The 23,692-nt window shown below is 37.3% G+C and carries 23 protein-coding genes; 19 read left to right on the forward strand and 4 right to left on the reverse strand.

Annotated features, from left to right (window positions below):
* The first annotated feature begins 261 nt into the window (after positions 1 to 261).
* The 8 genes from DU508_RS12940 (at position 262) to DU508_RS12980 (ending at position 12,279) form a co-directional block, all read left to right on the forward strand.
* Positions 262 to 2,241 carry a heavy metal translocating P-type ATPase gene (locus tag DU508_RS12940; protein ID WP_199562704.1) on the forward strand — a complete coding sequence of 660 codons (1,980 nt, stop codon included), beginning with the start codon at positions 262 to 264 and terminating at the stop codon, positions 2,239 to 2,241.
* A 159-nt stretch (positions 2,242 to 2,400) separates the two neighbouring features.
* Positions 2,401 to 3,036: a Uma2 family endonuclease gene (locus DU508_RS12945; protein ID WP_115403208.1), complete on the forward strand. Its 636-nt coding sequence runs from the start codon at positions 2,401 to 2,403 to the stop codon at positions 3,034 to 3,036.
* Positions 3,037 to 3,043: 7 nt separating this feature from the next.
* On the forward strand, positions 3,044 to 3,676 hold the full coding sequence (locus tag DU508_RS12950; protein ID WP_115403354.1) for a Uma2 family endonuclease: 633 nt from the start codon (positions 3,044 to 3,046) through the stop codon (positions 3,674 to 3,676).
* A 7-nt stretch (positions 3,677 to 3,683) separates the two neighbouring features.
* Entirely contained in the window at positions 3,684 to 4,316 is a 633-nt protein-coding gene (locus tag DU508_RS12955) for a Uma2 family endonuclease (RefSeq protein WP_115403209.1), read from the forward strand.
* A 446-nt stretch (positions 4,317 to 4,762) separates the two neighbouring features.
* Positions 4,763 to 7,474 carry a valine--tRNA ligase gene (locus tag DU508_RS12960; RefSeq protein ID WP_115403210.1) on the forward strand — a complete coding sequence of 904 codons (2,712 nt, stop codon included), beginning with the start codon at positions 4,763 to 4,765 and terminating at the stop codon, positions 7,472 to 7,474.
* Positions 7,475 to 7,972: 498 nt separating this feature from the next.
* Positions 7,973 to 9,328, forward strand: coding sequence for a Gfo/Idh/MocA family protein (locus tag DU508_RS12970; RefSeq protein WP_115403212.1), 1,356 nt, complete (start codon positions 7,973 to 7,975; stop codon positions 9,326 to 9,328).
* Positions 9,329 to 9,721: 393 nt separating this feature from the next.
* Positions 9,722 to 11,086, forward strand: a complete 1,365-nt coding sequence (locus DU508_RS12975; RefSeq protein ID WP_115403213.1) for a 3-keto-disaccharide hydrolase — start codon at positions 9,722 to 9,724, stop codon at positions 11,084 to 11,086.
* Positions 11,086 to 12,279: a Gfo/Idh/MocA family protein gene (locus tag DU508_RS12980; RefSeq protein ID WP_115403214.1), complete on the forward strand. Its 1,194-nt coding sequence runs from the start codon at positions 11,086 to 11,088 to the stop codon at positions 12,277 to 12,279. Before DU508_RS12975 ends, DU508_RS12980 begins: the two co-directional genes overlap by 1 nt.
* 582 nt (positions 12,280 to 12,861) lie before the next feature.
* Here DU508_RS12980 and DU508_RS12985 read toward each other — a convergent pair.
* Both DU508_RS12985 and DU508_RS12990 read right to left on the reverse strand, forming a co-directional pair.
* Positions 12,862 to 13,320, reverse strand: coding sequence for a type I restriction enzyme HsdR N-terminal domain-containing protein (locus DU508_RS12985; protein ID WP_115403215.1), 459 nt, complete (start codon positions 13,318 to 13,320; stop codon positions 12,862 to 12,864).
* 23 nt (positions 13,321 to 13,343) lie between these two features.
* Entirely contained in the window at positions 13,344 to 13,991 is a 648-nt protein-coding gene (locus DU508_RS12990; RefSeq protein ID WP_233509514.1) for a formylglycine-generating enzyme family protein, read from the reverse strand.
* Positions 13,992 to 14,120: 129 nt separating this feature from the next.
* On the opposite strand from DU508_RS12990, the gene holA reads away from it, so the two are divergent.
* Positions 14,121 to 15,143 (forward strand): DNA polymerase III subunit delta, encoded by a 1,023-nt coding sequence (gene holA / locus DU508_RS12995; RefSeq protein ID WP_115403217.1) that lies wholly within the window; start codon positions 14,121 to 14,123, stop codon positions 15,141 to 15,143.
* A gap of 15 nt (positions 15,144 to 15,158) precedes the next feature.
* Here the strand turns inward: holA and DU508_RS13000 are convergent, their stop codons facing one another.
* Complete coding sequence (locus DU508_RS13000; RefSeq protein WP_115403218.1) at positions 15,159 to 15,539, reverse strand: hypothetical protein; 381 nt, start codon at positions 15,537 to 15,539, stop codon at positions 15,159 to 15,161.
* Positions 15,540 to 15,683: 144 nt separating this feature from the next.
* On the opposite strand from DU508_RS13000, the gene DU508_RS13005 reads away from it, so the two are divergent.
* Complete coding sequence (locus DU508_RS13005) at positions 15,684 to 16,046, forward strand: VOC family protein (RefSeq protein WP_115403219.1); 363 nt, start codon at positions 15,684 to 15,686, stop codon at positions 16,044 to 16,046.
* A gap of 4 nt (positions 16,047 to 16,050) precedes the next feature.
* Here DU508_RS13005 and DU508_RS13010 read toward each other — a convergent pair whose 3' ends face one another.
* Entirely contained in the window at positions 16,051 to 16,413 is a 363-nt protein-coding gene (locus tag DU508_RS13010) for a hypothetical protein (protein WP_147273629.1), read from the reverse strand.
* 320 nt (positions 16,414 to 16,733) lie between these two features.
* Between DU508_RS13010 and DU508_RS13015 the strand changes: the two genes are divergently transcribed.
* From DU508_RS13015 to DU508_RS13055, 9 genes are all read left to right on the forward strand, one after another.
* Positions 16,734 to 17,324 (forward strand): Crp/Fnr family transcriptional regulator, encoded by a 591-nt coding sequence (locus DU508_RS13015; RefSeq protein WP_115403221.1) that lies wholly within the window; start codon positions 16,734 to 16,736, stop codon positions 17,322 to 17,324.
* Positions 17,325 to 17,400: 76 nt separating this feature from the next.
* Entirely contained in the window at positions 17,401 to 17,988 is a 588-nt protein-coding gene (locus tag DU508_RS13020; protein WP_115403222.1) for an NAD(P)H-dependent oxidoreductase, read from the forward strand.
* Between the two features lie 67 nt (positions 17,989 to 18,055).
* On the forward strand, positions 18,056 to 18,874 hold the full coding sequence (locus DU508_RS13025; RefSeq protein WP_115403355.1) for an alpha/beta fold hydrolase: 819 nt from the start codon (positions 18,056 to 18,058) through the stop codon (positions 18,872 to 18,874).
* 128 nt (positions 18,875 to 19,002) lie between these two features.
* On the forward strand, positions 19,003 to 19,641 hold the full coding sequence (locus tag DU508_RS13030) for an NAD(P)H-binding protein (protein WP_115403223.1): 639 nt from the start codon (positions 19,003 to 19,005) through the stop codon (positions 19,639 to 19,641).
* A gap of 616 nt (positions 19,642 to 20,257) precedes the next feature.
* Positions 20,258 to 20,482 carry a 2TM domain-containing protein gene (locus DU508_RS13035; protein WP_115403224.1) on the forward strand — a complete coding sequence of 75 codons (225 nt, stop codon included), beginning with the start codon at positions 20,258 to 20,260 and terminating at the stop codon, positions 20,480 to 20,482.
* 7 nt (positions 20,483 to 20,489) lie between these two features.
* The gene (locus DU508_RS13040) at positions 20,490 to 21,059 is read left to right on the forward strand and encodes a cupin domain-containing protein (RefSeq protein WP_115403225.1); all 570 of its coding nucleotides are present in this window, start codon (positions 20,490 to 20,492) and stop codon (positions 21,057 to 21,059) included.
* A gap of 18 nt (positions 21,060 to 21,077) precedes the next feature.
* Entirely contained in the window at positions 21,078 to 21,656 is a 579-nt protein-coding gene (locus DU508_RS13045; protein ID WP_115403226.1) for a carboxymuconolactone decarboxylase family protein, read from the forward strand.
* A 69-nt stretch (positions 21,657 to 21,725) separates the two neighbouring features.
* Entirely contained in the window at positions 21,726 to 22,538 is an 813-nt protein-coding gene (locus DU508_RS13050) for an alpha/beta fold hydrolase (RefSeq protein WP_115403227.1), read from the forward strand.
* A gap of 83 nt (positions 22,539 to 22,621) precedes the next feature.
* Positions 22,622 to 23,644 (forward strand): bestrophin family protein, encoded by a 1,023-nt coding sequence (locus tag DU508_RS13055; RefSeq protein ID WP_115403228.1) that lies wholly within the window; start codon positions 22,622 to 22,624, stop codon positions 23,642 to 23,644.
* The last annotated feature ends 48 nt before the right edge of the window (positions 23,645 to 23,692 follow it).

Here is a 23,692-nt window from a genome sequence, read left to right on the forward strand (position 1 = left end):
GAATGATTCAGAATAAAGCTGTATTTTTTCCATAAATTTGATTTAGGTTTGTTTTAAGAATTTGAAAAATGAATGTTTGGTATTTCATCCGATTTTGAAATCCTGCCATACGCTGCATCTTTTTTAACCACAGAATATTCAAGGTTGCTGCAAATAAAAAGTATTTTCGCTCCTGTCGGGTTTAATTAAAAAGTTTAGCTTTTTTTATATACTGAACTTAAACGCAAAGCCTTAGAATAACGTTGTATAGAATAATAAATAATGAGCAATTCCCACAACATCGAAGATAGCTGTTGCAGTAGTAAAGCGCAACAGCATACCCAAGAGCATAAACATACCCACGAAGATGGAGATGAACATGACCATGATCACGGTGGCGACCCATCATCTCTTAAGACTTATTTACCTGCATTAGTTACATTGGTTATGCTGTTAACAGGCATTGCTTTCGATAATGTTTTTAAGGTGGAGGCATTTAAAATAATCAGGCCGTATTGGTATATATTGGCTTATTTGCCAGTTGGGATTCCCGTTTTGCAGGAAGTTTGGGAAACCTTTAAAGCCAAAGATTTTTTTACCGAATTTTCTTTAATGTCTATTGCCACTATTGGTGCCTTTGCTATTGGAGAATATCCTGAAGGCGTAACAGTGATGCTTTTTTATACCATTGGAGAACTTTTTCAAATGGCTGCGGTAAACAGAGCTAAAAGGAACATTTCAGCTTTGCTTGATATCAGGGCCAATGTAGCTCATGTTTTCCGTAATGGGAGGTTTGAAACCATCAATCCTGAAAAAGTAGCCGTTGGCGAAAACATTCAGATTAAAGCAGGCGAAAAAATACCTTTAGATGGAGAAATGTTATCTGAAAAAAGCAGTTTCAACACTGCAGCTTTAACGGGCGAAAGCAAGCCAAAAACCATCAATAAAGGAGAGAATGTTTTAGCTGGGATGTTGAATTTGGACAGGGTAATTGAGATAAAAGTAACTAAAATTTTTGCTGATAGTGCTTTATCCCGTATTTTGGAAATGGTACAAAATGCCACAACCCGTAAGGCTAAAACCGAATTGTTCATTCGTAAATTTGCCAAAATTTATACACCAATCGTATTCTTTTTGGCTTTAGCTTTAGTCATCATTCCATTTTTGGTTTTGGGAAAGGATTATCATTTTCAAACCTGGCTATATCGTTCATTGGTTTTTCTGGTAATCTCTTGTCCGTGTGCGTTGGTTATTTCTATCCCTTTAGGTTATTTTGGTGGAATTGGTGCAGCATCTGCAAATGGAATTCTATTTAAAGGGTCAAACTTTTTAGATTTAATTACCAAACTGAATACAGTTGTAATGGACAAAACAGGAACACTTACAAAAGGTGTTTTCAAAGTTCAGAAAGTAAAAAGTAATATCGATGAAAATGATTTCTTAAAATTATTGACTTCTGTTGAAGCCAAATCCACACATCCTATTGCTAAAGCCATCGTAAGCTATGTAGATCATATGGATGTTTATCCGGTGGAGAATATATTGGAAGTTGCAGGAATGGGTTTGAAAGCAACAATCAATGGCAAAGAGGTTCTGGCAGGAAATATTAAACTTTTAGAGAAATTTAACATCGGTTTTGATTCAAAAATAAAGGATATTGAAGAAAGCATTGTCGTTTTAGCTGTTGATCAAAAATATGTGGGTTATGTTCTAATCGCCGACGAAATTAAAGAAGACGCTGGAGATGCAATTCAGCAGCTTCATGAAAATGGAGTGAAGCAAGTGGTCATGTTAAGTGGCGATAAAACTTCCATCGTGAAACAGGTTGCCGGCAAATTAAGAATCGATTCTTACTTTGGCGATTTGCTGCCCGAAGATAAAGTAAGCAAACTGGAAGATATTAAAAAGGATAAAACCAAAGTTGTTGCTTTTGTTGGTGATGGTATAAATGACACGCCCGTTTTGGCCATTAGTGATATTGGGATAGCCATGGGGGCGATGGGAAGCGATGCAGCCATAGAAACTGCCGATGTGGTTATCCAAACCGATCAACCCTCAAAAATTGCAACAGCGATTAAAATTGGCAAAGCTACGAAGAATGTTGTGATTCAGAATATCGTTTTGGCTTTCGCAGTAAAAGCATTGGTTCTAATTTTAGGAGCCGGAGGTTTAGCTACGATGTGGGAAGCTGTTTTTGCTGATGTAGGGGTTGCGCTACTGGCGATTTTGAATGCTGTCAGGATTCAGAAAATGAAGTTCTAATGCCTTAAAAGATTGCCTAAAGCTTAAATTTCTTAAAATCTTAATGATAAAATGCTATTGCTATTCAGAAATTACATGAAACCTTAAAGTCTTAACGATAAGTAAGATATGTTGAAAATTAAAAGAACAGATTGCTATAAAATTTAGTATATTTAATTTATGTCTAAACCTGTTCTATATCCAATTTTAAACGATGATGAGCCTGTAAGGCAATTCAATGAGATTGATGTATCATTAACATATAGCTATGCAAATTATTTAAACTGGCTTTTCCCTGAGCGGGTAGAGCTGATTAAAGGTAAAATCTTTAAGATGAGTCCTGCGCCATCAAGTGTTCATCAGGAAATAACTGGCAACATATTTGTTAAATTGGCGAATTTTTTGAAAAAACAGCCTTGTAAAGTTTATATATCCCCTTTCGATGTTCGTTTTCCAAAAGAAAGCAATAGTGATAAGGCTATTTTTACGGTTCTACAGCCAGATATCTGTGTGATTTGCGATAGAAACAAAATTGATGCCCGTGGTTGTATTGGGGCACCTGATCTGGTTGTAGAGGTCTTATCTCCAGGAAATACCAAAATAGAGTTATTGCATAAATATCAGGTTTATGAAGAATTTGGGGTTAAAGAATATTGGGTGGTAAGCCAAAGTGACCAGAGCATCTTGATTTATACGCTAAACGATTCAGGGAAATTTCAACCATCCAAATTATTTACTTTAAGTGAAAAAGTAACTTCATCTGTTTTGCCAGGTTTCGAGTTGGTTTTGGATGATGTTTTTGAAGATTTGGAATAATGCTGTCATGAGTAAAATAAAACCATATCCAGAGTTACATGATGAGCCAGTAAGGGAATTCAATGATATTGATGCATCGTTAACATACAGTTATGCAAATTATCTGAACTGGCTTTTCGATGATAGGGTAGAGCTGATTAAAGGTAAAATCTTTAAAATGAGCCCTGCGCCATCAAGAGTGCATCAGGAAATTTCCAGAAATATCTTTAATCCGCTGATTAATTTTCTTAAAAAGCAAACTTGCAAAGTTTATTCTGCCCCTTTTGACGTGCGTTTTCCAAAAGAAAGCAAGGCAGATAAAGATGTTTACACTGTATTACAACCAGATATTTGTGTCATTTGCGATAAAAGTAAACTCGATTATCGCGGCTGTATAGGAGCGCCAGATCTGGTTGTCGAAATCCTGTCGCCTGGAAATACCAAAATGGAATTATTGCATAAATATCAGGTTTATGAAGAATTTGGGGTTAAAGAATATTGGGTGGTAAGCCAAAGTGACCAGAGCATCTTGATTTATACGCTAAACGATTCAGGGAAATTTCAACCATCCAAATTATTTACTTTGAGTGAAAAAGTCACTTCATCTGTTTTACTGGGATTCGAGTTGGTTTTGGATGATGTTTTTGAGGATTTAGATTAATGCCGTTATGAGTAAAATAAAACCATATCCGGAATTACATGATGAACCTGTACGGGAATTCAACGATATAGATGCATCATTAACTTACAGTTATGCAAATTATCTGAATTGGCTTTTCGATGACAGGGTAGAGCTGATTAAAGGTAAAATCTTTAAAATGAGTCCTGCGCCATCAAGGCTGCATCAAAAAATTTCGATTAGAATTGCAAATTCATTAGTTAATTTTTTAAAAGGTAAACCTTGCGAGGTTTATAATGCTCCTTTTGATGTTCGTTTTCCAAAGGACAGCAAAATAGACAAAGATGTTTACACTGTTTTACAGCCTGATATTTGTGTCATTTGCGATAAAAGTAAACTCGATTATCGCGGTTGTATAGGTGCGCCAGATCTGATTGTTGAGATCCTGTCTCCGGGGAATACCAAAATGGAATTATTGCATAAATATCAGGTTTATGAAGAATTTGGGGTTAAAGAATATTGGGTGGTAAGCCAGAGCGACCAAAGCATCTTAATTTATACCTTAAATGATTTGGGGAAATTTCAACCATCCAAACTATTTACTTTAAGTGAAAAAGTCACTTCATCTGTTTTGCCCGGGTTTGAGTTGGTTTTGGACGACGTTTTTGGAGATTTAGATTAGAAAGCTTAAAGGGGAAAGACTAAAGCCAAAAGCTTGTGTCTGCACCATCTCTTAAACTCCTTAACTGCTTTTTTAAGGTCTTTTCGTTTCTGTAACCAAGATGCTTCAGGTATTTCCCACAGATGCCGCTGATTTACGCAGAATAAAATAAAAATTTGCGTAAATCTTCTTAAATCTGCGGGATATTCTTTGAAATATGCTAAACATGATTAAATAATAAATTACAAAAATATATCAATGGTAGATACGAAGCATCTGTACCAATCAACTCGATAAAAAAGATTCTTCTTACCTCAAGTGTTAAAGACTTAATTTAAAAGATTGGAACAAAAAGCAGAACGAACTTTAAAATGAAATACTGCCCTTGCTTTTCAAATGATTTCTACTTTAAATTTTGCCCTTAAAAGCGTATTTTTGCCACTCAAATTGATATTGAATAATTTTTCATGAGCATATCCACCAAGTACAATCCTGCAGAAACAGAAGATAAATGGTATAGCTACTGGCTATCGAAAAAGTTTTTTCATTCAGAACCAGATGAACGTGAGCCTTACACCATCGTCATTCCACCGCCAAACGTAACCGGTGTACTGCATATGGGGCATATGCTAAACAATACGATTCAGGATGTTTTGATTCGTAAAGCCCGTATGCAAGGTAAAAATGCTTGCTGGGTTCCCGGAACTGACCACGCTTCTATTGCTACTGAAGCAAAGGTTGTGGCGATGTTAAAAGAACAGGGCATTAATAAAAAAGATCTTTCACGGGAAGAATTTTTGAAATATGCGTGGGAATGGAAAGAGAAATATGGTGGCATTATTTTAGAACAATTAAAGAAATTAGGTGCGAGTTGTGATTGGGACCGTACGCGTTTCACGATGGAGGAAGATCTCTCTGAGGCGGTGATCGATTCGTTCATTCATTTATACAAAAAGGGCTGGATTTACCGTGGCATTCGCATGGTAAACTGGGACCCGGCTGGTAAAACGGCTGTTTCTGACGAAGAAGTGATTCGTAAGGAAGTAAACCAGAAATTGTATTACATAAGGTATGAGATAAAAGGCGAAAGGCATAAGGTGCAAGATGGTCAGCCTTCAACCTTTAACCTTCCACCTTCTACCTATCTTACAATTGCTACAACAAGGCCGGAAACAATTATGGCCGATGCAGCAATCTGTATCAACCCAAATGATGAGCGTTTTACACATTTAAAAGGCAAGAAAGTTTTTGTGCCTTTGGTTAATCATGAAATTCCGGTTATTGAAGATGAATATGTAGATATTGAATTTGGTACTGGTTGCTTAAAAGTTACACCTGCACATGATTTGAATGATTATGAGCTTGGTGTTAAATATAATTTACCTGTTACCGATATCTTAAATGATGATGGAACTTTAAATGAGCTGGCGGTTATTTTAGTGGGCGAAGATAGATTTGTTGCCCGTAAAAAGATTGCCAAAATGTTGGACGAGGCTGGTCATTTGGATAAGGTTGAAGATTATAAATCGCAGGTTGGTTTTTCTGAACGTACCGATGCGGCTATTGAACCAAAACTTTCTATGCAATGGTTTGTAAAGATGAAAGAAATGGCGCAGCCGGCTTTGGATGATGTTTTGAACGGAGATGTAAACCTGATTCCGAATAAATTTGAAAACACTTATCGCCACTGGATGGAAAATGTTCGCGATTGGAACATTTCCCGCCAGCTTTGGTGGGGGCAACGAATCCCGGCCTGGTACGATGATAGAGGAAACTGGGTGGTGGCTAAAACCAAAGATGAAGCTTTAGAAGAATTCTGGAAGAAAAAACATTTGGATGAAAGCTGTTCGGATACAGAGAAAATTGGATTTAAGCATCAATTAGAGCCTTTTTTAAGGCAAGATGAAGATGTGATGGATACCTGGTTCTCCTCATGGTTATGGCCTATTTCGGTTTTCGATGGATTTAAAAATCCTGATAATAAAGACATTAATTATTACTATCCAACAAATGATCTGGTTACGGCACCAGAGATTTTATTTTTCTGGGTGGCTCGTATGATCATGGCTGGACATGAATTTATGGGTAAAAAACCATTTACCAATGTTTACTTAACAGGCATTGTTCGCGATAAATTAGGTCGTAAAATGTCGAAATCCTTAGGTAACTCGCCCGATCCAATCGGATTGATTGAAAAATATGGTGCTGATGCGGTTCGTGTGGGGATGTTAATGTCATCGCCTGCCGGTAATGATTTAATGTTCGATGAAAGCTACTGCGAGCAAGGACGTAATTTCGCGTCAAAAATATGGAATGCTTTCCGTTTGGTAAAAGGATGGGAAGTTGATGAAAATCTTGAAAATCCGAACAAACAAGCGATTTCCTGGTTTGAAAACCGTTTTAATGAAGCTTTAGTAGAAATAGAAGATAACTTTAAGCAATATCGTTTATCTGAAGCTTTAATGACCACCTATAAACTGGTTTGGGATGATTTCTGTGCATGGTACCTGGAAATGGTAAAGCCTGCTTATCAACAACCTATTGATGCAGAAAGTTATCAGGCTACCATTGGTTTTTTTGAAAATATCATCAAGTTATTGCATCCGAACATGCCTTTTATCACAGAAGAATTATGGCATGATGATTTATTCGGCACGCGTGATGAAATGGATTGCTGTATCGTTGCCGAATTTCCGAAAGGTGGTGCAATTGATGAGCAGTTATTAAAAGATGCTGAGGTTATTAAAACCGTTATTGCTGAAATCAGAAATGTGCGTAACCAGAAACAAATTTCGCCGAAAGAAGCCCTGCCTTTAAGTTTGAAAGTGAATTCTGCCATCGATTATGAAAAATGGCTGAACATTGTTTTCAAATTAGCTAATGTTTCTGAGGCTGAAATTGTAAATGATAAAATAGCAGGTGCTGCAGCTTTTATGGCGGGAAAAGATGAATTTTTTATTCCACTAACTGAAAATATTGATGTAGACGCAGAACGTACCCGTTTAAATGCTGATTTGGTTTACCTGCAAGGTTTCTTGAGATCTGTTGATGCTAAACTTAGTAATGAACGTTTCGTCCAGAATGCAAAACCTGAAATTATCGCGAATGAACGTAATAAAAAAGCAGATGCCGAAGCTAAAATCAAGATCATTGAGGAAAGCTTAGCGATGCTGGGTTAATTCTTCAGTAATAAATTTTTTGAAGCCCTTTGGAATTGAATTTCTAAAGGGCTTTTTGTTTAACTTCTAACTGTTAACGTTAGTAGTTAGGCAAATATCTTTTTGAAGAGAGGATTTAATTACAGTTCCTGTTGGACGTAAACATAATGCGGTCTTTACCCTGAATTTTTTCAGGGGCTGTTTGCAATATGATGTCATAGTCAGTTGTTGAAACCCAATTAACCACAGTAAAACCACAATTTTTTGTTTCCCTCTCTTCAAAGAGAAGGATGTCACTGTATTGAAAAATACTTCTTGCTTTCAAAAGAATAGGTTTTAATATGTAAGAAAAGAGATGCTGAAATAAATTCAGCATGACGAGTGCATTAAAAATATGGTTTCTAAAATGTTACCAAACAAACCCTGATCTCTCAATTAAAAAACCTATTTTGGAATCTGTAAAAATGAAATGTCATTCTTACAAATAACCATTCTAACTAAATCTAAACAGTTTATTCTATGGAAAATTCCAGAAGGAAATTCATTAAACAATCTGCCATATTTGCTGCGGCCACTTATGCTGGCACAATGGGTTGGAGCGCTAAAAGCTATGGTCGAATAATCGGTGCAAACGATAGGGTACGCGTTGGTGTTGTTGGATTTTCTGATCGCTTCAAAGACACACTTTTGCCTTGCTTTTTAAATCATAACAAAGAGTTAAATTTTGATATTGTCGGTCTTTCCGATTTATGGAACTACCGCAGGGATTTAGGAATTGCGCATTTAAAAGAGAAGTTCGGGCATGACATTAAAGCGTGCAGAAATAATGATGAACTTTATGCTACAAAAGATTTAGATGCAGTAATCATCAGTACGGCAGATTTTCAACATGCTTTGCATACCATTGAAGCCGTTAAAGCAAATTGTGATGCTTATGTAGAGAAACCTTTTGCTGAAACCATGGATGATGCAAAAGCGGCTTTAAAAGCGGTTAAAGCTACAGATAAGATTGTTCAGATTGGTTCACAGCGTAGAAGCGGAGAAAATTATGCCAATGCCGCTAAGTTTATTCAGGAAGGAAAATTCGGGCCAATTACTGCAGTAGATTTGGTTTGGAATGTTAATCAACCTGGGCGTTGGCGCAGGCCAGATTTAGTCGCAAAACTTAAAGAAGAAGATATTGATTGGAAAAGATTTCTGTTAAATCGCCCATCTGAAGCATTCGATCCGAGAAAATATTTGGAATACAGGTTATTCTGGCCTTATTCATCAGGAATGCCCGGACAATGGATGTCACACCAAATTGATACTGTACATTGGTTTACGAATTTAAAACATCCCCGAAGCGTAGTGGCAAACGGAGGAATTTATACCTGGAAAGATGGCCGCAGAAACTGGGATTCAATGGTAGCCGTTTTTGATTATGGTCAGGCAAATTCTCAAGATGGTTTTCAGGTTACTTTTACTTCGAGAATGCAAAACAGCGTTGGCGATGTAGGTGAGGTTTATTATTCAAATGGAGGAGAATTAAATCTGATTACCAACAAAGTTTCTCCAAAAGGAGGGTTGAGACAACAAGAAGCATCAGCAATGGGCATGAAAGCTAATCTGCTGCCAGAATTTGATTTAAGTAAAAAAGAAATTAAGACAGCTACGGGTGCAAATACCGGAGGCGATGAATTAACATCTGGCCACATGAGAAACTGGATGGAATGCGTTCGTAGTCGTAAAACGCCAAATGCACCAGTAGAAGCTGGTTATTCTCATTCTATTGCCAACATCATGACAAATGCTGCGGTTCGTACCGGAGCCAAGGCCGTTTTTGATGAAAATAGGCAAGAAGTAATAGCGAACGGAAAAGTTTTTAAATATTGATTTATTCTTACCAACTTAGGCACTTTAGTTGACTTAGGTTTAGCAGCATCGTTGTTAAGAAGCGCTTAGATGTCTTAGGTGGTAAAGATTAAACAGACAAGTTTTTAAAATCTGCTACCGCCCAAGACTCTTAAGTTCAAATATTGATGCTAAGAAGCGCTTAGATGTCTTAGGTGTTAAAAATTAAACAGACAAGTTTTTAAAATCTACCACCACCTAAGACACCTTAGGACATCTAAGTTAAAAAGTTGATGCTAAGATACGCTTGGATGTCTCGGGTGGTAAATTGAACAAAAAAAGTTTTTAAATATTATAAAGCACTCGGCATCGTGAGACACGAAGCAATCTATTAAGATTGTTTCGCCTCGCAATGACGATAAGAAAAATCAAATCATGTTAAACATCAAAAAATACAGTATTCTGGCTCTTTCCTTAATCAGTTTATCAGCCTTTGCACAAAAATCAAAACAGCTTTTCGATGGTAAAACGCTTACTGGCTGGAAAGCCGTAGCAGGCACAGCACCTTACAAAGTGGAAGATGGAATGATTGTGGGTACAATGGTAAAAGGCACACCAAATTCTTTTTTGATCACTGAAAAAGAATATGGTGATTTCATCCTCGAAGTGGATGTAAAACTAGAAGGAGAAACCACTAATTCTGGTATTCAAACCCGCAGCCACATCAACCCAGAGGGTAACAACGGCAGAGGTTTGGTTTTTGGAAGACAAGTTGAAATCGATCCTACAGCAAGAGCCTGGACGGGTGGTATATATGACGAGGCCAGGAGACTTTGGCTTTATCCTTTGGAATTAAACCCATCAGCAAAATCTTTGTACAAAAAGAATGAATTTAACCATTACCGGATCGAGTGTATAGGCAATGAACTTAAAACCTGGGTAAACGGAACGCCTGTTTCTTATGTAATAGATACGCTGGATAAAACCGGTTTTATTGGTTTACAAGTTCATGGAATTGGCTCAAACGTGGAAAATGAAGGTAAAAAAGTTTATTTCAAAAACATCAATATTCAAACTGATGCCTTAAAATCTAAAGCTTTTCCAAAGGGAATTTATACGGTTAACTTAACTCCAAATGCACTGTCTGCTTATGAAAAATCAGAAGGATACAAATTGCTTTTTGATGGTAAAACAAATAACGGATGGATTGGAGCTTACAAAATTGAATTCCCTGCTAAGGGTTGGAAAATAGCAGATGGAGTGATAAGCGTGGAACCATCCGGAGGTGCAGAATCTACTAACGGTGGCGATATCGTAAGCAAGGAAGAATTTACTGCTTTTGATCTGTCGTTTGAGTTTAAATTAACTCCGGGCGCAAATAGTGGTGTAAAATACTTTGTTACTTTAAGTGAGAAAAACACAGGTTCTGCTATTGGTTTGGAGTACCAGGTTTTAGATGATGAACTTCATCCCGATGCAAAATTGGGTAGAGATGGCAACAGAACGCTGGCATCATTATATGATTTAATCACAGCCAAAAAAGAAGCCCGTTACCTTCGTCCAATCGGAAGCTGGAACAATGCCCGTTTAGTGGTTTATCCAAATAACAAAGTAGAACATTACTTAAATGGGGTCAAGGTTTTAGAATACGTTCGGGGTTCGGAAGAATTTAGAAAGCTGGTTGCCATCAGTAAATACAAAGATTGGACAAACTTTGGCGAAGCGCCTAAAGGCCATATTTTAATTCAGGATCATGGCAATAAAGTGGATTTCAGAACCATTAAAATCAAAACTTTATAATGCATCGCCGTTCTTTTGTTAAAAAATCAGCTTTGTTGGGTTCAGGTTTATTGGTGGGCAACCAGGTTTTTGCGGCGTTATATGCAGATCGGGTAATCAATATCGCTATGATTGGCTGCGGAGATCGGGGTAAAGGCATTTTATCGATTATTCAATCCATGCCTTCAAAATACAAAACGATTGCTTATTGCGATGTGCTTGATTTTCGGCTTAAGGAAACGGAAAAGTATGTTCCGGCTGATGCAAAAGCAATTAAGGATTATCGCAAAATTTTAGATGATAAAACAATCGAAGTCGTTTTTATCGCCACACCCTTAAGCGAACATTTCAAAATTGCTAAAGATGCTGTTCTTGCCGGAAAACATGTGTATGTTGAAAAAACAATGACTTATAACATTGCGCAGGCATTAGAACTTCGCAAACTTGTTAAACAACATCCAAAGCAAATTTTTCAAGTAGGTTATCAATATCGGTATTCGCCACTCTATTTCAAGGTTAAAGAGATGATTCAAAGCGGTTATTTGGGTAAGGTTTCTCAAATTGATTGTCGCTGGGATCGTAACGGCAATTGGCGAAGGACGGTTCCCAATGCAGGTTTGGAAAAGCAAATTAACTGGCGAATGTACAAAGCGTATTCAGGCGGATTGGCGGCTGAACTTTTATCGCATCAAATTGATTTCATTAACTGGGCTTTTGAAACACAACCCGATGAAATAATGGGATCAGGAGGGATTGATATTTTTAAAGATGGCCGCGAAACTTATGATAACATTCAAGCCATTCTACGCTACGAAGAAAAAGGTATGATCGGAAATTTCGGAGCCACTTGTGGAAATGCGCATGACGGGTATTTATTCAAAATCAAAGGTACAAAAGGATCTGTTTCATTGTTAACCAGCACTGGAATATTTTATCCGGAGCAAAGCACAAAAAAAGATTTGGGTATTGTTGATGGAGTTACCGGAGCAACTAAAATTGTTGTGAACCAGGATGGGGGAATACCTATTTTAGATCAGCCAACCAAAGATGGAACGAACTATGCGCTGGATGAGTTTTATAAATCAATAATGAATAGTGTTATGCCGGTTTCAAATATAAACACAGGTACCCAGGCATCAATTTGTGTGGCCATGTGCAATGAAGCCATATATTCTGGCAACAAGCAGGTTTGGAAACCAGAGTATAGTTTGTAGACTATTGTGCTTTTCTGAGGGATAATTCATTTCATAACCATCAATATAAATGACATGGAGATTCTCAAGATATTTCCGTAGATGCCGCTGATTACGCAGATTTTATTTTTATCTGCGTAATTTTCTTAAATCTGCGGGATATTCTTTCTTTAAAAATTAAGTTAAATTATTGATTATAACTGTGTTGAAAAAAAAAGTCAATGGTGGACACGGGAGACTGACGGCACGAATGTGGTGGTACGACTTAAATAACGAATTTTGGGTCTTTTTGGTCTGCAATTTGTATTTGCATCCAGCAAGGCCAAAGTACAAAATCTTCGTTCTACTCTAATCCGGCCTAACAAATTTTTAGGATTCCACAGACCAGGCCTTGCTACTGGCTTCCGAAGAAAAATTTCAGCCGGTGTTTATTAATGTTGTTTATTGTTTTCCATCGGTATTTTTCACTATTGTATATAGTTTTTTAATGGTGTTCAAGAACGCCTCTGGCCAAGACAAAAAAAGTTCTTTTTAAAGCAATGAATAATAATTTTTAGATTAAAATTCATTGAATACATCCAAAACTCAGGTTAAATATTTAAATTACAATTCCAGATAATCAGGCATTTCCTCTACGAAAATAAAACTGCCTTTTTCTAAATCCATTTTGGCATAAACATGTTGCAAACCATTGGTTAAAACAATCCACCTGGCCTGATGGATTGAATTATACCTCGAAGCCTGCTCAAAAACCGATGGTGTGATTTTAACTTTTGGTGCTTTACATTCAATCAATACCAGTTTTTCTCCGGCAGTGTTGTAAACCAAAATATCACTGCGTTTTTGTAATTGATTTAAAACCAAACCTCCCTCAATCTGGATTAAAGTTTTAGGAAATTTCTTATTAGTAATTAAGTCTTGAATAAAATGCTGACGAACCCACTCTTCAGGTGTTAAAACCAAATGCTTTTTCCTCAACTCATCGAAAATAAAAATCATATCATCTTTTTTAGTGATTTTAAAAGGATATGGAGGAAGATTTAATGGAGTAGGGTTGAACATTTTATTGGTTGGAAGTTATCAAATTATAAATTTCTGGCAATTCTAAATCCCAGATCATCAATTTTAAAAGATTTTGGATGACTACGCCTTCTATTGGTTACCATACAGCTTCTTTCTTCATCGCACCAGCCTCCTCCTCTAATAATCCTGTAAGATCCATAAACAGACTCATCATAAATATCAGAACACCACTCCCAAACATTGCCTAGCATATCATAAAGTCCCCAGGCATTTGGTGTTTTTAAACCAATGGGTTGTGTTGTGTTGTTTGAGTTTGTTTTATACCAGGCAATATCCTCAATTTTCCCATATCTTATCCCTGTTGAACCTGCACGGCAAGCGTATTCCCATTCAGCTTCAGTTGGTAATCTATAGCCGTTAGCGGAGTAATCAAATATTAAATCATCAGTTTTCAAATCGAAAGAATAACAAGGTTTCAATTTTAAATTGGTAGATAACGTATTGCAAAACAAAACAGCATCTCTCCACGAAACAGTTTCAACAGGTAAATTGGTGCCCTTAAAAGTACTCGGATTAGTATTTGTTATTCGATAAAAAAGTTCCTGGGTAACTAAATGCTTTGAAAGTAAAAATGGGAAAATCTGTACTGTCCAGCTACTTTTAATCCGGTCATCTCTCATCATGATTGCTCCGGCAGGTATTTCTACCATTTGAATATTCGAAATTTTAACCTCTTGAATCATTATAGTGATAACTGGTATGATTTAGCAAAAATCAAAGTTAATATTGTTTATAAACATTTGCCTAAATCCTAAAAGCTAAATTGTAATTTTACGGCAATGACTGCTGCTGAAATTATTAAGGATATAAAAGCCCGAAAATTCAAACCCGTGTATCTGTTACATGGAGAAGAATCTTACTATATCGATCAAGTAACAGATTACATTGAAGATAAATTGCTGAATGATGCGGAGAAGGGCTTCAATCAAACCGTTTTGTATGGTAAAGATACTGACATGGCAACTGTTTTAGGTGCTGCCAAACGCTATCCGATGATGTCTGATTATCAGGTAGTAATTGTTAAAGAGGCACAAGATTTGAAATGGGGAAAAGAGGATGCCGGAAGTAAAGAGGCCGAATTTGTATTAAATTATTTCGAAAAACCTTTACCGAGTACTATTTTGGTTTTGGCTTACAAGTATGCCAATTTCGATAAGCGAAAAAAAATCTATAAAGCAATTAGTAAAAGTGGCTTGATTTTTCAGTCAGATCCCGTTCGTGATTATAAATTAGTGCCATGGATTGAAGAATTTATTAGAGATAAAGGTTATAAGATCGATCAGCAAGCATCGGCATTAATGGCAGAATATTTAGGCACTGATCTTTCTAAAATTGCGAATGAAATCGAGAAGCTGATGCTTAATGTACCCAAAGATATTACGATTAATGCAGATTTGGTTCAGAAAAATATTGGAATAAGTAAAGAATACAATGTTTTTGAATTACAAAAAGCCTTAGCTATCCGCGATGTTTTGAAGTGCAATAAAATTATCAATTATTTTGCAAGCAATCCGAAAGCTAATCCGACGGTAATGGTATTGGCAAATTTAGGCGGATACTTTACCAAGCTTCTCAAATATCATTATATCCCCAATAAAGCTGATGCAGCGTCGGCATTGGGTGTTCCTCCATTTTTTGTAAAAGATTATGAAATTGCTGCCAGGAACTATAATACCGGGAAAGTTTTTCAGGTAATTGGATTATTACGCGAATATGATTTGAAAAGTAAAGGTTTGGATAGCACTGGAAATGTAGATGATGGCGAGCTTTTAAAAGAGCTGGTTTTTAAAATAGTGCATTAATAGGTTAGGCTTAAATTACTTAATATGGATGTTGTTTAATGCAACAAGAGAGATGATTAACAACGAACCAACAAGTGCAACCCCACCAATAAGAACATAATGACCGGTTGTTTTTCTTTTTAAACTTTGGTTATAAGCAATTTCCCTAAACTGCTTAACATAAGTAGAATCAGAAAGTAGCGTTATGTTTCTTGTTGTATAAATATTTGGTTTAAAATAATCGGAATTTGAATTTTTGTTTTTCTTAAATTTTTTAAGCGTAGCCTGATCTAGTCTAAAAAGTTTCGCATCTGAAATGGCAATTGCTTTAATTGAGTCTACTTGCAGGTTTTGAGCCAGACAGTTGTTGGATATAACAAGACAAATGAGAATATTAATTATCGTTATCTTAGCCATGATCTAAAGAATATGTTTTGGTCGTTATTATAAATATAGGAAATTAAAATTAACTCTAAACGAGATGATACAAGGATTAAGGACAATAGTTTACCGTTACGCTGTTCAATTAACCGATTAATCAATTTAAACAATTAAACTAATATGATACAAGGATTAAGAACAATAGTTTACTACGTTGGCGATTTAGAAGCTGCCAAAGAATGGTATAAAAAAGTTTTCAATATCGAACCTTATTTCGATGAGCCATATTATGTTGGATACAACGTTGGTGGTTATGAATTAGGCTTAAATCCTAATGATGATGGTTATAGTAATGGCAATCATTCCATCACATACTGGGGCATCAATGATATTCAAAAAACTTTCGCCCATTTTGAGGAATTAGAAGTTGAAATACATGAAGCACCTAAGAACGTTGGCGGCCCTATTTGGGTAGGAAGTATTTTTGATCCATTCGGGAATGTTATCGGGCTGATTGAAAACCCTGAATTTACATTAAAGTAAAGGACTAGAGTGCGGTTACTACAATAACTGCTGCCGCCACAAGTGCAATGCCTGATAGGATAAGATATTCACCTGCACTTTTTCTGAGTGAATTTTTTTCGTAAGCCTTATGCCTGTACATTTTAATGTAAGTAGAATCCCTGAGTAAACTGGTATCGCTCACATTCTCTGCTTTGGGCTTAAAGTAATCTGAAGTTCTGCCGCTGCTTCCTTTTCTGTACAGTTTGAGATCAGTCTTGCTTAATTTAAACTTTTTTACATCTTCTCTTGCTATTTTCTCCAATCTTACTTCTGTTTGTGTTTGGGCAATCACACCGTTTAGCATCAATGAAAATCCTATTAAACAAAAAAGTCGTTTTAAAATCATGGCATATCGTATTTATCCAATATTAAATATATTGATTTTATTGGTTTATTTGGGATAAGAATGAATTGAGTGATACAGAGAGAATCAATTCATCCAATGCCGGAGGACACCAAAGCCAAAGGACATACAAAAAAGATTCTATAGGATAGTGAGTTCAACATATATCCAAATTGAAAATTATGGAATAAATTAGATCAATGTATTTGATTAATACTTCCCATAATTTTTAGTTACTTTTAATCGAGTAATAATTAGTCAGAACAATTGATAAAGCCAGGCTCCTCATTTATCGCAAAAATAAGGAGTTTCTATTCATCAACATGGAAGCAGCAATACAAACCTATCTAGAGTCCCTGAAATCAGTTTGTGGTAATATTGGAGAAGAAGATCTTTCTCAAATGGCAGCCAGGCTTAAAGTTAAAGAATACAGGAAAAAAGACTTTTTCTTAGAGGCAGGCAAGGTTCAAAAAGACTTGGGTTTTATTGTGAATGGCCTCGTTCGGTCCTATTTTGTAGATGACGATGGAGATGAGAAAACCGTTGGTTTCTACCCTGAAAACGATTATGCTACCCACTATGCAGCTTTCATTACCAAACGGCCAAGCCAATACTTTATCCAATGCCTGGAGCCTACAACTTTTGTTTGCCTAACGCTTGATGATCTGCAATGGATTTATCAGCGAAGCCCAGTCTTTGAACGATACGGCCGTTTAATTGCCGAAGACATTTTAATGAGACAGCAGGCTCGAATAGAAAGTTTCATTTTTCAAACAGCTGAAGAGCGTTATCTCGATTTCATTAAAGTGAAATCTGCTTTATTTAACCGCATTTCCCTATCACACTTGTGCAGCTTTCTCGGTATCGAAAGGCAAAGCCTCACACGCATTCGCCAAAAAATAGCCCATAAATAGCTTTTGACACATTTGTGTCAGGCGCAGCTCTCCTTTAGTTCTCAACTTTGTAGTGTCAAGTCAATCAGAAACTACAATGAAAAAGAACATCTTACTGATATTGGGCCACCCTTCTGAACAGTCGTTTTGCAAAGCACTTCTCGATGCCTATCAGGCTGGTGCAGAAAGTGTTGGTGCTGTCTGCAAAATCCTTGTCATTAGCAAACTCGATTTTGATGTAAATCTTGCCGATGGTTATAAAACTGGCGAGGTAATGGAACTTGAACAAGATCTTACTGATGCCCAGGCTTTGATTCAATGGGCCGATCACATTGTGATGGTTTATCCAAATTGGTGGGGCTTCATGCCTGCGGTTACCAAAGGTTTTATCGACAGGATATTTCTTCCAGGTTTTGCTTTTAAAAATCATTCGGGCAAATTATTCCCAGAGAAGTTATTAAAAGGTAAAAGTATCCGTTTACTGGTAACAATGGATACACCGACCTGGTGGTTCTATCTGGTTTATCGTGCATCGCAATACCAAATTCTGAAAGACATTGTATTTGGGTACGTCGGTTTTGATCCCATAAAATTTTCCACTTTCGGTTTCATCAGAAAATCTACACCAACGCAGCGTATCAAATGGCTTAATAAAGTAGAAAATCTCGGTAAAAAGCTAAAATAATTTAAAATAATCGGACATGCCGAACACCGTATACAAAGTAGGCACACACAATTTAAATATAAATAAAATGAAAAGAACAATTTTTTCACTGCTATTAGCAGTTTTTACGGGCATCGTTTTCGCTTCTTGTAGCAAAAATGGTAATGATGAAACTCCCGTAGCAAAACCACAAACTTATGTTTTGGTGCATGGCGCCTGGCAGGCTCCTTATGTTTGGGATGCTGTACGTACTACGCTTGTTAACAACGGACATAAAGTAATCGTAGTTGAACTTCCAGGGCATGGTGCCGATCAAACACCTGCATACCAATTGAGCTTAGATGTTTATCGTGATAAAGTAGTCGAAGCATTATCAAAAGTTGAGGGTAAGGTAATCCTGGTAGGCCACAGCATGGGCGGAATGGTAATTACCCATGTAGCAGAAAAAGTACCCGCTAAAATCAGTAAGTTGGTTTATATTGGTGCTTTTGTTCCTAAATCAGGCCAGGCACTTGTAGATCTTTCTCCTTTAGATCCAACTTCAAAACTAGGTCCGTCATTGGTTCCTTCAGCAGATCAGTTAACATTAGATGTGAAACGTGAAGATTTAACCAATCTTTTTATTGCTGATGGATCTGCGGCTAGCAAGCAACTTGTGCTGGACAATTATCGCCCAGAACCAGCTATTCCGTTTACCACTAAAGTAAACTTAACCAGTGGTAATTTCGGATCAGTAGAAAAAGTGTATATTAAAACTTTGCAGGATGTTGTAATTACACCTGGTTTCCAAGATCGAATGATTGCCGATGCAGGCATTAAAACGGTTTATAGTGTAAATACCAGTCACTCTCCATTTTTAGCTCAACCTCTTGCCGTATCAGATCTTTTGCTAAAAATCGGCAAATAAGGAAAAGGCCGATGTCGGAGAATCAGTACAATAAATAACTGATTTATTAAAACAAAGAATGTACCTACTGGAAGCATTCTTTGTTTTGTTTAACGTTAATCAATTTTGTAAATTCACTACAGTTTAATATGAAAGCATTAATCATCGGCGCTTCTGGCGCAACAGGAACAAACCTTTTAGATCTGCTATTAGCAGATTCAGCTTACACAGAAGTAGTTACATTTGTGCGACGAAACAGTGGAAAATCACATCCGAAGTTAACCGAAATTCTTACTGATTTTGATCAGTTGGAAGAGGTTTCAACGGATATCAAAGGGGATGTTTGGTTTTCGTGCCTGGGAACAACCCTGAAAGCCGCTGGCTCTAAAGATAAGCAGTGGCACATCGATTATGAAATACCATTGCAGTTTGCCAAGATTGCAAAAAGAAATGGAGTACCAAGTGCTGTTTTGTTATCTGCCTATGGGGCATCTCCTTCAAGTAACCTGTTTTATTCTAAACTGAAAGGAAAGCTGGAAGAAGCCATCGGCACATTGATGTTTGATCGTTATATCATCTTCAAACCTGGGGTGTTATTAAGAGAAAACAGCGATCGTATGGGCGAACATCTTACTATTGGCGCAATTAAGATTTTAAATAAATTGGGCTTATTCAAGAAGTTCAGCGCAATGCCTACGGCAACCCTTGCATCAAAAATGGTAAAAGCAACTAAAGTGCTTAAATCGGGAACGCATATAATCGAGCTTGAAAAAATTTTCTCTTTCTAGCACTGCATAGAGATTATAAACTATATCGCTGCGGATACTAACTCTCCCTCAAACCCAGTAAGCAAATTTCTTTTTTAAAAGCTACTTCGATGAAGTGGCTTTTTCTGTTTACACTAATTCAGTTAACGTGAGTTTTGCGGCTTAATCCGTCATGCGAGACACGAAGTGCCTGCGAAGCAAGCTTGAATACCTTTGGCAATATAAACTAACGATGAAAAATCCTACAACTATCGCTTTAAGATTGCTTCGTGCCTTGCAATGACGATAGTATATGATTTAGCAACTAAACGACTGATAGTCTGCACGGAACACTCAAAATCATATCGATTAGTTTCCAAAAAATGTTTCTTTAGTAAACAGTTGGCAATAGCCATGTTACCCTTGCTATATGTTGTTTTTCAGTTAAAACAGGCATCTCATTGATGAGAAATCCTGTTTCAAAACAGCTGGTTTTTGACGCATTTGTGTCAGGTAAATCTCTCGTTTCCTTAGCAGATTTGTATTAACAAATTGAAAATAACCAAATAAGGCGAAGCATTATAGGTACGATTTAGAAATCGATCAGTAAGTGTTAGTCAAGAAATTAAATCATCAAAAACATTAAAAATTAAACGTTATGACAAACTTCACTAAACACGGCTCAACTGCAACAGTAAATGCAAAAAAAGGATTTAGAATTCATTTTCTAATATTCATCCTGGTTACACCCATTATCTGGTTGGTATGGTATCTAACTGACACAACCTATCCATGGCCATTATGGTCTACTCCAGCGTGGGCAATTGGCGTACTGTTCCATTATTTAGGGGCTTTTGTTTTCAACAAATCTAAAAACAATTAAAATAGTTATGGATCAGCAACAAAAAACATTCAGACGTATTGTGACAGGTCATGATACCACTGGTAAGGCAACCATCATCTCTGATGCAGTGCCTGTTAATATACACTTGGTTGGTGGCCCTGGTGGCCCAACATTTTTCGAAGTATGGCATACGCTAGAAAGCCCAGCTTTGATCCATGCGCAGCCAGATGAGATGGATGAAAGTAATTTATTATTAGGGCCACCGAAAAATGGAACACGATTACGTGTGATTGAGTTTCCTCCAGAAGGCGATGAAATTCGAAAATTGACAGGATTGGATGCCGCAGAAAAATTTAAATCTATGGGCGATGCACACGCTTCTACATCTGCAAACGGTGCACCACATCCGCTGATGCACAGAACAAAAACTGTAGATTATGGAATTGTACTTGAAGGCGAAATCACGATGATACTTGATCGTGGAGAGGTAACTGTTCATGCTGGAGATGTGATTGTTCAGAATGGTACAAACCATGCCTGGGCAAACCGATCAGACAAAATCTGCCGTATGGCCTTCATTTTAATTGATGGCGAATTTACAAGTGAAATTCTTTAACCCTAAAATAAAAGTAATATGCGTATCACTCCGTTACCTCCAGATGGCCTTAGTGCAGAGCTGCGTTACGTTCATGATGAGATTGCTAACCTAATTAACCGTAGCCAAAGCCCTGCAACCATGATTGATGCTCAAGGCGCATTGCTTGGCCCTTTTGCACCGATGTTGCATTTTCCGCAATTTGGCATCGCCGCACTTACTTTCTTGCGAACGCTTGATACCCAGGCTACGCTTGATAAGAAAGTTCGTGAAGTAGCAATACTTACCGTAGGTGGCTTTTACGGTGCAAAGTTTGAACTCTATGTTCATGAAATTATGGCCGCTGCTTTTGGTATCTCTGCTGATGTCATCGCAGTTCTTGCAGCTGGCGGCTGCCCAAATGGGTTAAAACAGCAGGAAGCCATTGCCCATCACATTGCCCATTGCCTGGTTAATGGTCGTATTATTCCAACATCAACATATCATTATGCTTTAGCAGTACTTGGAAAAGAGGGCCTTGCCGAACTTTTCTTCCTGGTTGGTGGCTACAGCTTGATTGCTGTTATCTTAAATGGATTTGATATGCCAGCACCAGACAACAACGGGAATAGCAGATGATTGCTTGGAAATGAGCAACATATAAGATAGCGGTGCGCTTCAATAAAAGTTTTACATAAATAAATAGAAATGAAAAAATCAATTTTAATACTGCTATCTGCAGTTATTTCAAATTCCCAGACGGCATTAAGTGCAGAAGAAGGAGAAAAAACGCCATTAAAACCACAAACCTATGTTTTGGTTCATGGTGCATGGCAGGCTCCTTATGTATGGGATGCGGTAAATTCGGCGCTGACCAAAAAGGGCAACAAAGTAATCGTTGTCGAGCTTCCAGCGCATGGTACAGATAACACACCTACCCATACGCTTAGTTTAGATGTTTACCGTGATAAGGTAATTGAAGCAATTGCTAAGGTTGAAGGTAAAATAATTCTTGCAGGGCATAGCATGGGCGGAATGGTCATTACACATGTAGCCGAAAAAGTACCTGCTAAAATCAGTAAGTTGGTTTATATCGGTGCCTTTTTACCAACTACAGGGCAGGCACTTACCGATTTGGCTTTTTCAGATCCAGATTCTAAACTTGGGCCATTATTGGCACCATCGCCTGATCAGTTAACGCTTGATGTAGTGCGTGAAAATTTAACCAATCTGTTTATAGCTGATGGTACACCAGCAGATAAAGAACGAGTGCTTACTAATTACCGACCAGAACCCGCAATTCCTTTTACCAGTAAGGTTACACTTACCAGTGAAAACTTTGGCGCGGTAGAAAAGATCTACATCAAAACACTTCAGGACATTGTAATTTCGCCGAAACTTCAGGATAGGATGATTGATGATGCTGGTATCAAAACAGTATATGAAATAAACACGAGCCATTCGCCTTTTTTGGCTAAACCGAATGAACTTTCGGCGCTATTGCTAAAGATTGGAGAATAGTTCACTTATTTCAATAAAGTTATAAGAACGATCAGGTTCCTGATCAGTGGTTCTTAAAATGGAAGAAAATCAAATGCTTAGCCATGATTATTAAAAAACACCTTTCGCTTAGGGATATCTTAAAGTTTGCTGGTCAGCATTTAACATGGCTTGTTCCGTGGATGCTTTTAGTGACTTCACTATATTATTTTACTGGCTGGCGTTTCATCAGCATCCCCTGGCTACCGCTTTCTTTAATTGGTACTGCAGTAGCTTTTTATGTAGGATTTAAAAATAATCAATCTTACGACAGGCTTTGGGAGGCACGAAAGATATGGGGTGCCTTAGTTAATAACAGCAGAAAGTTCTGTACTATGGTTAAAAATTACAGCTCTACTAAAAGTGTGGATGTACAGGTTCATCATGAGGTTCGCAAAGAAATAATCTTTAGACATATTGCCTATCTCTATCAACTTCGTGAACAATTACTCAAGCCAGTACCCTGGGAGCATGTTAAATTGAGATGGATATATGGGAGCTATAACCAACGCAGGCGCGAAAAAGTATTTCGCAACTTCAAAAAAGATCTTGATCAATTGGAAGGGATGGCTTATTTATCGCCCGAAGATAAACAAGCTCTTGACCGCGTTCACAACAAAGCAACTCAACTTTTGGATAAACAAACACAAGCCGTGCAGTTGCTTTTAAACCAGCACGCTATTAATGCTTTGCAGCAGATAGACCTGCAAACGGCGATCAATAGTTTTTATGAAGAACAGGGTAGGGCCGAACGTATTAAAAATTCTCCCTTTCCCAGGCAATATGCAAGTTTAAGTTTTGTTTTCGTCGGCATTTTTGTGTTCCTGCTCCCGTTTGGAATAGTGGGCGAATTTGCGAAGCTAGGTGGTGCCATGGTTTGGTTGAGTGTTCCTGTTGGTTCTATCATAGGATTTGTATACGTGATGATGGAACTGATAGGCGACTACTCGGAAAACCCATTTGAAGGACTAAGTAATGATGTTCCCATGTTATCAATCTGTCGAAATATTGAAATAGACCTACTGGAAATGATTGGCGAACAGCATATCCCAAAGGTAATTCAGGCCCAGGAAAATATTTTATTTTAAGTGGGCTGGTGTAGCAGAAATGATGAAAAATGCATTTTGACACATTTG

Origin of the sequence: Pedobacter chinensis, from assembly GCF_003339865.1 — a bacterium.
GTDB lineage: Bacteria > Bacteroidota > Bacteroidia > Sphingobacteriales > Sphingobacteriaceae > Pedobacter > Pedobacter chinensis.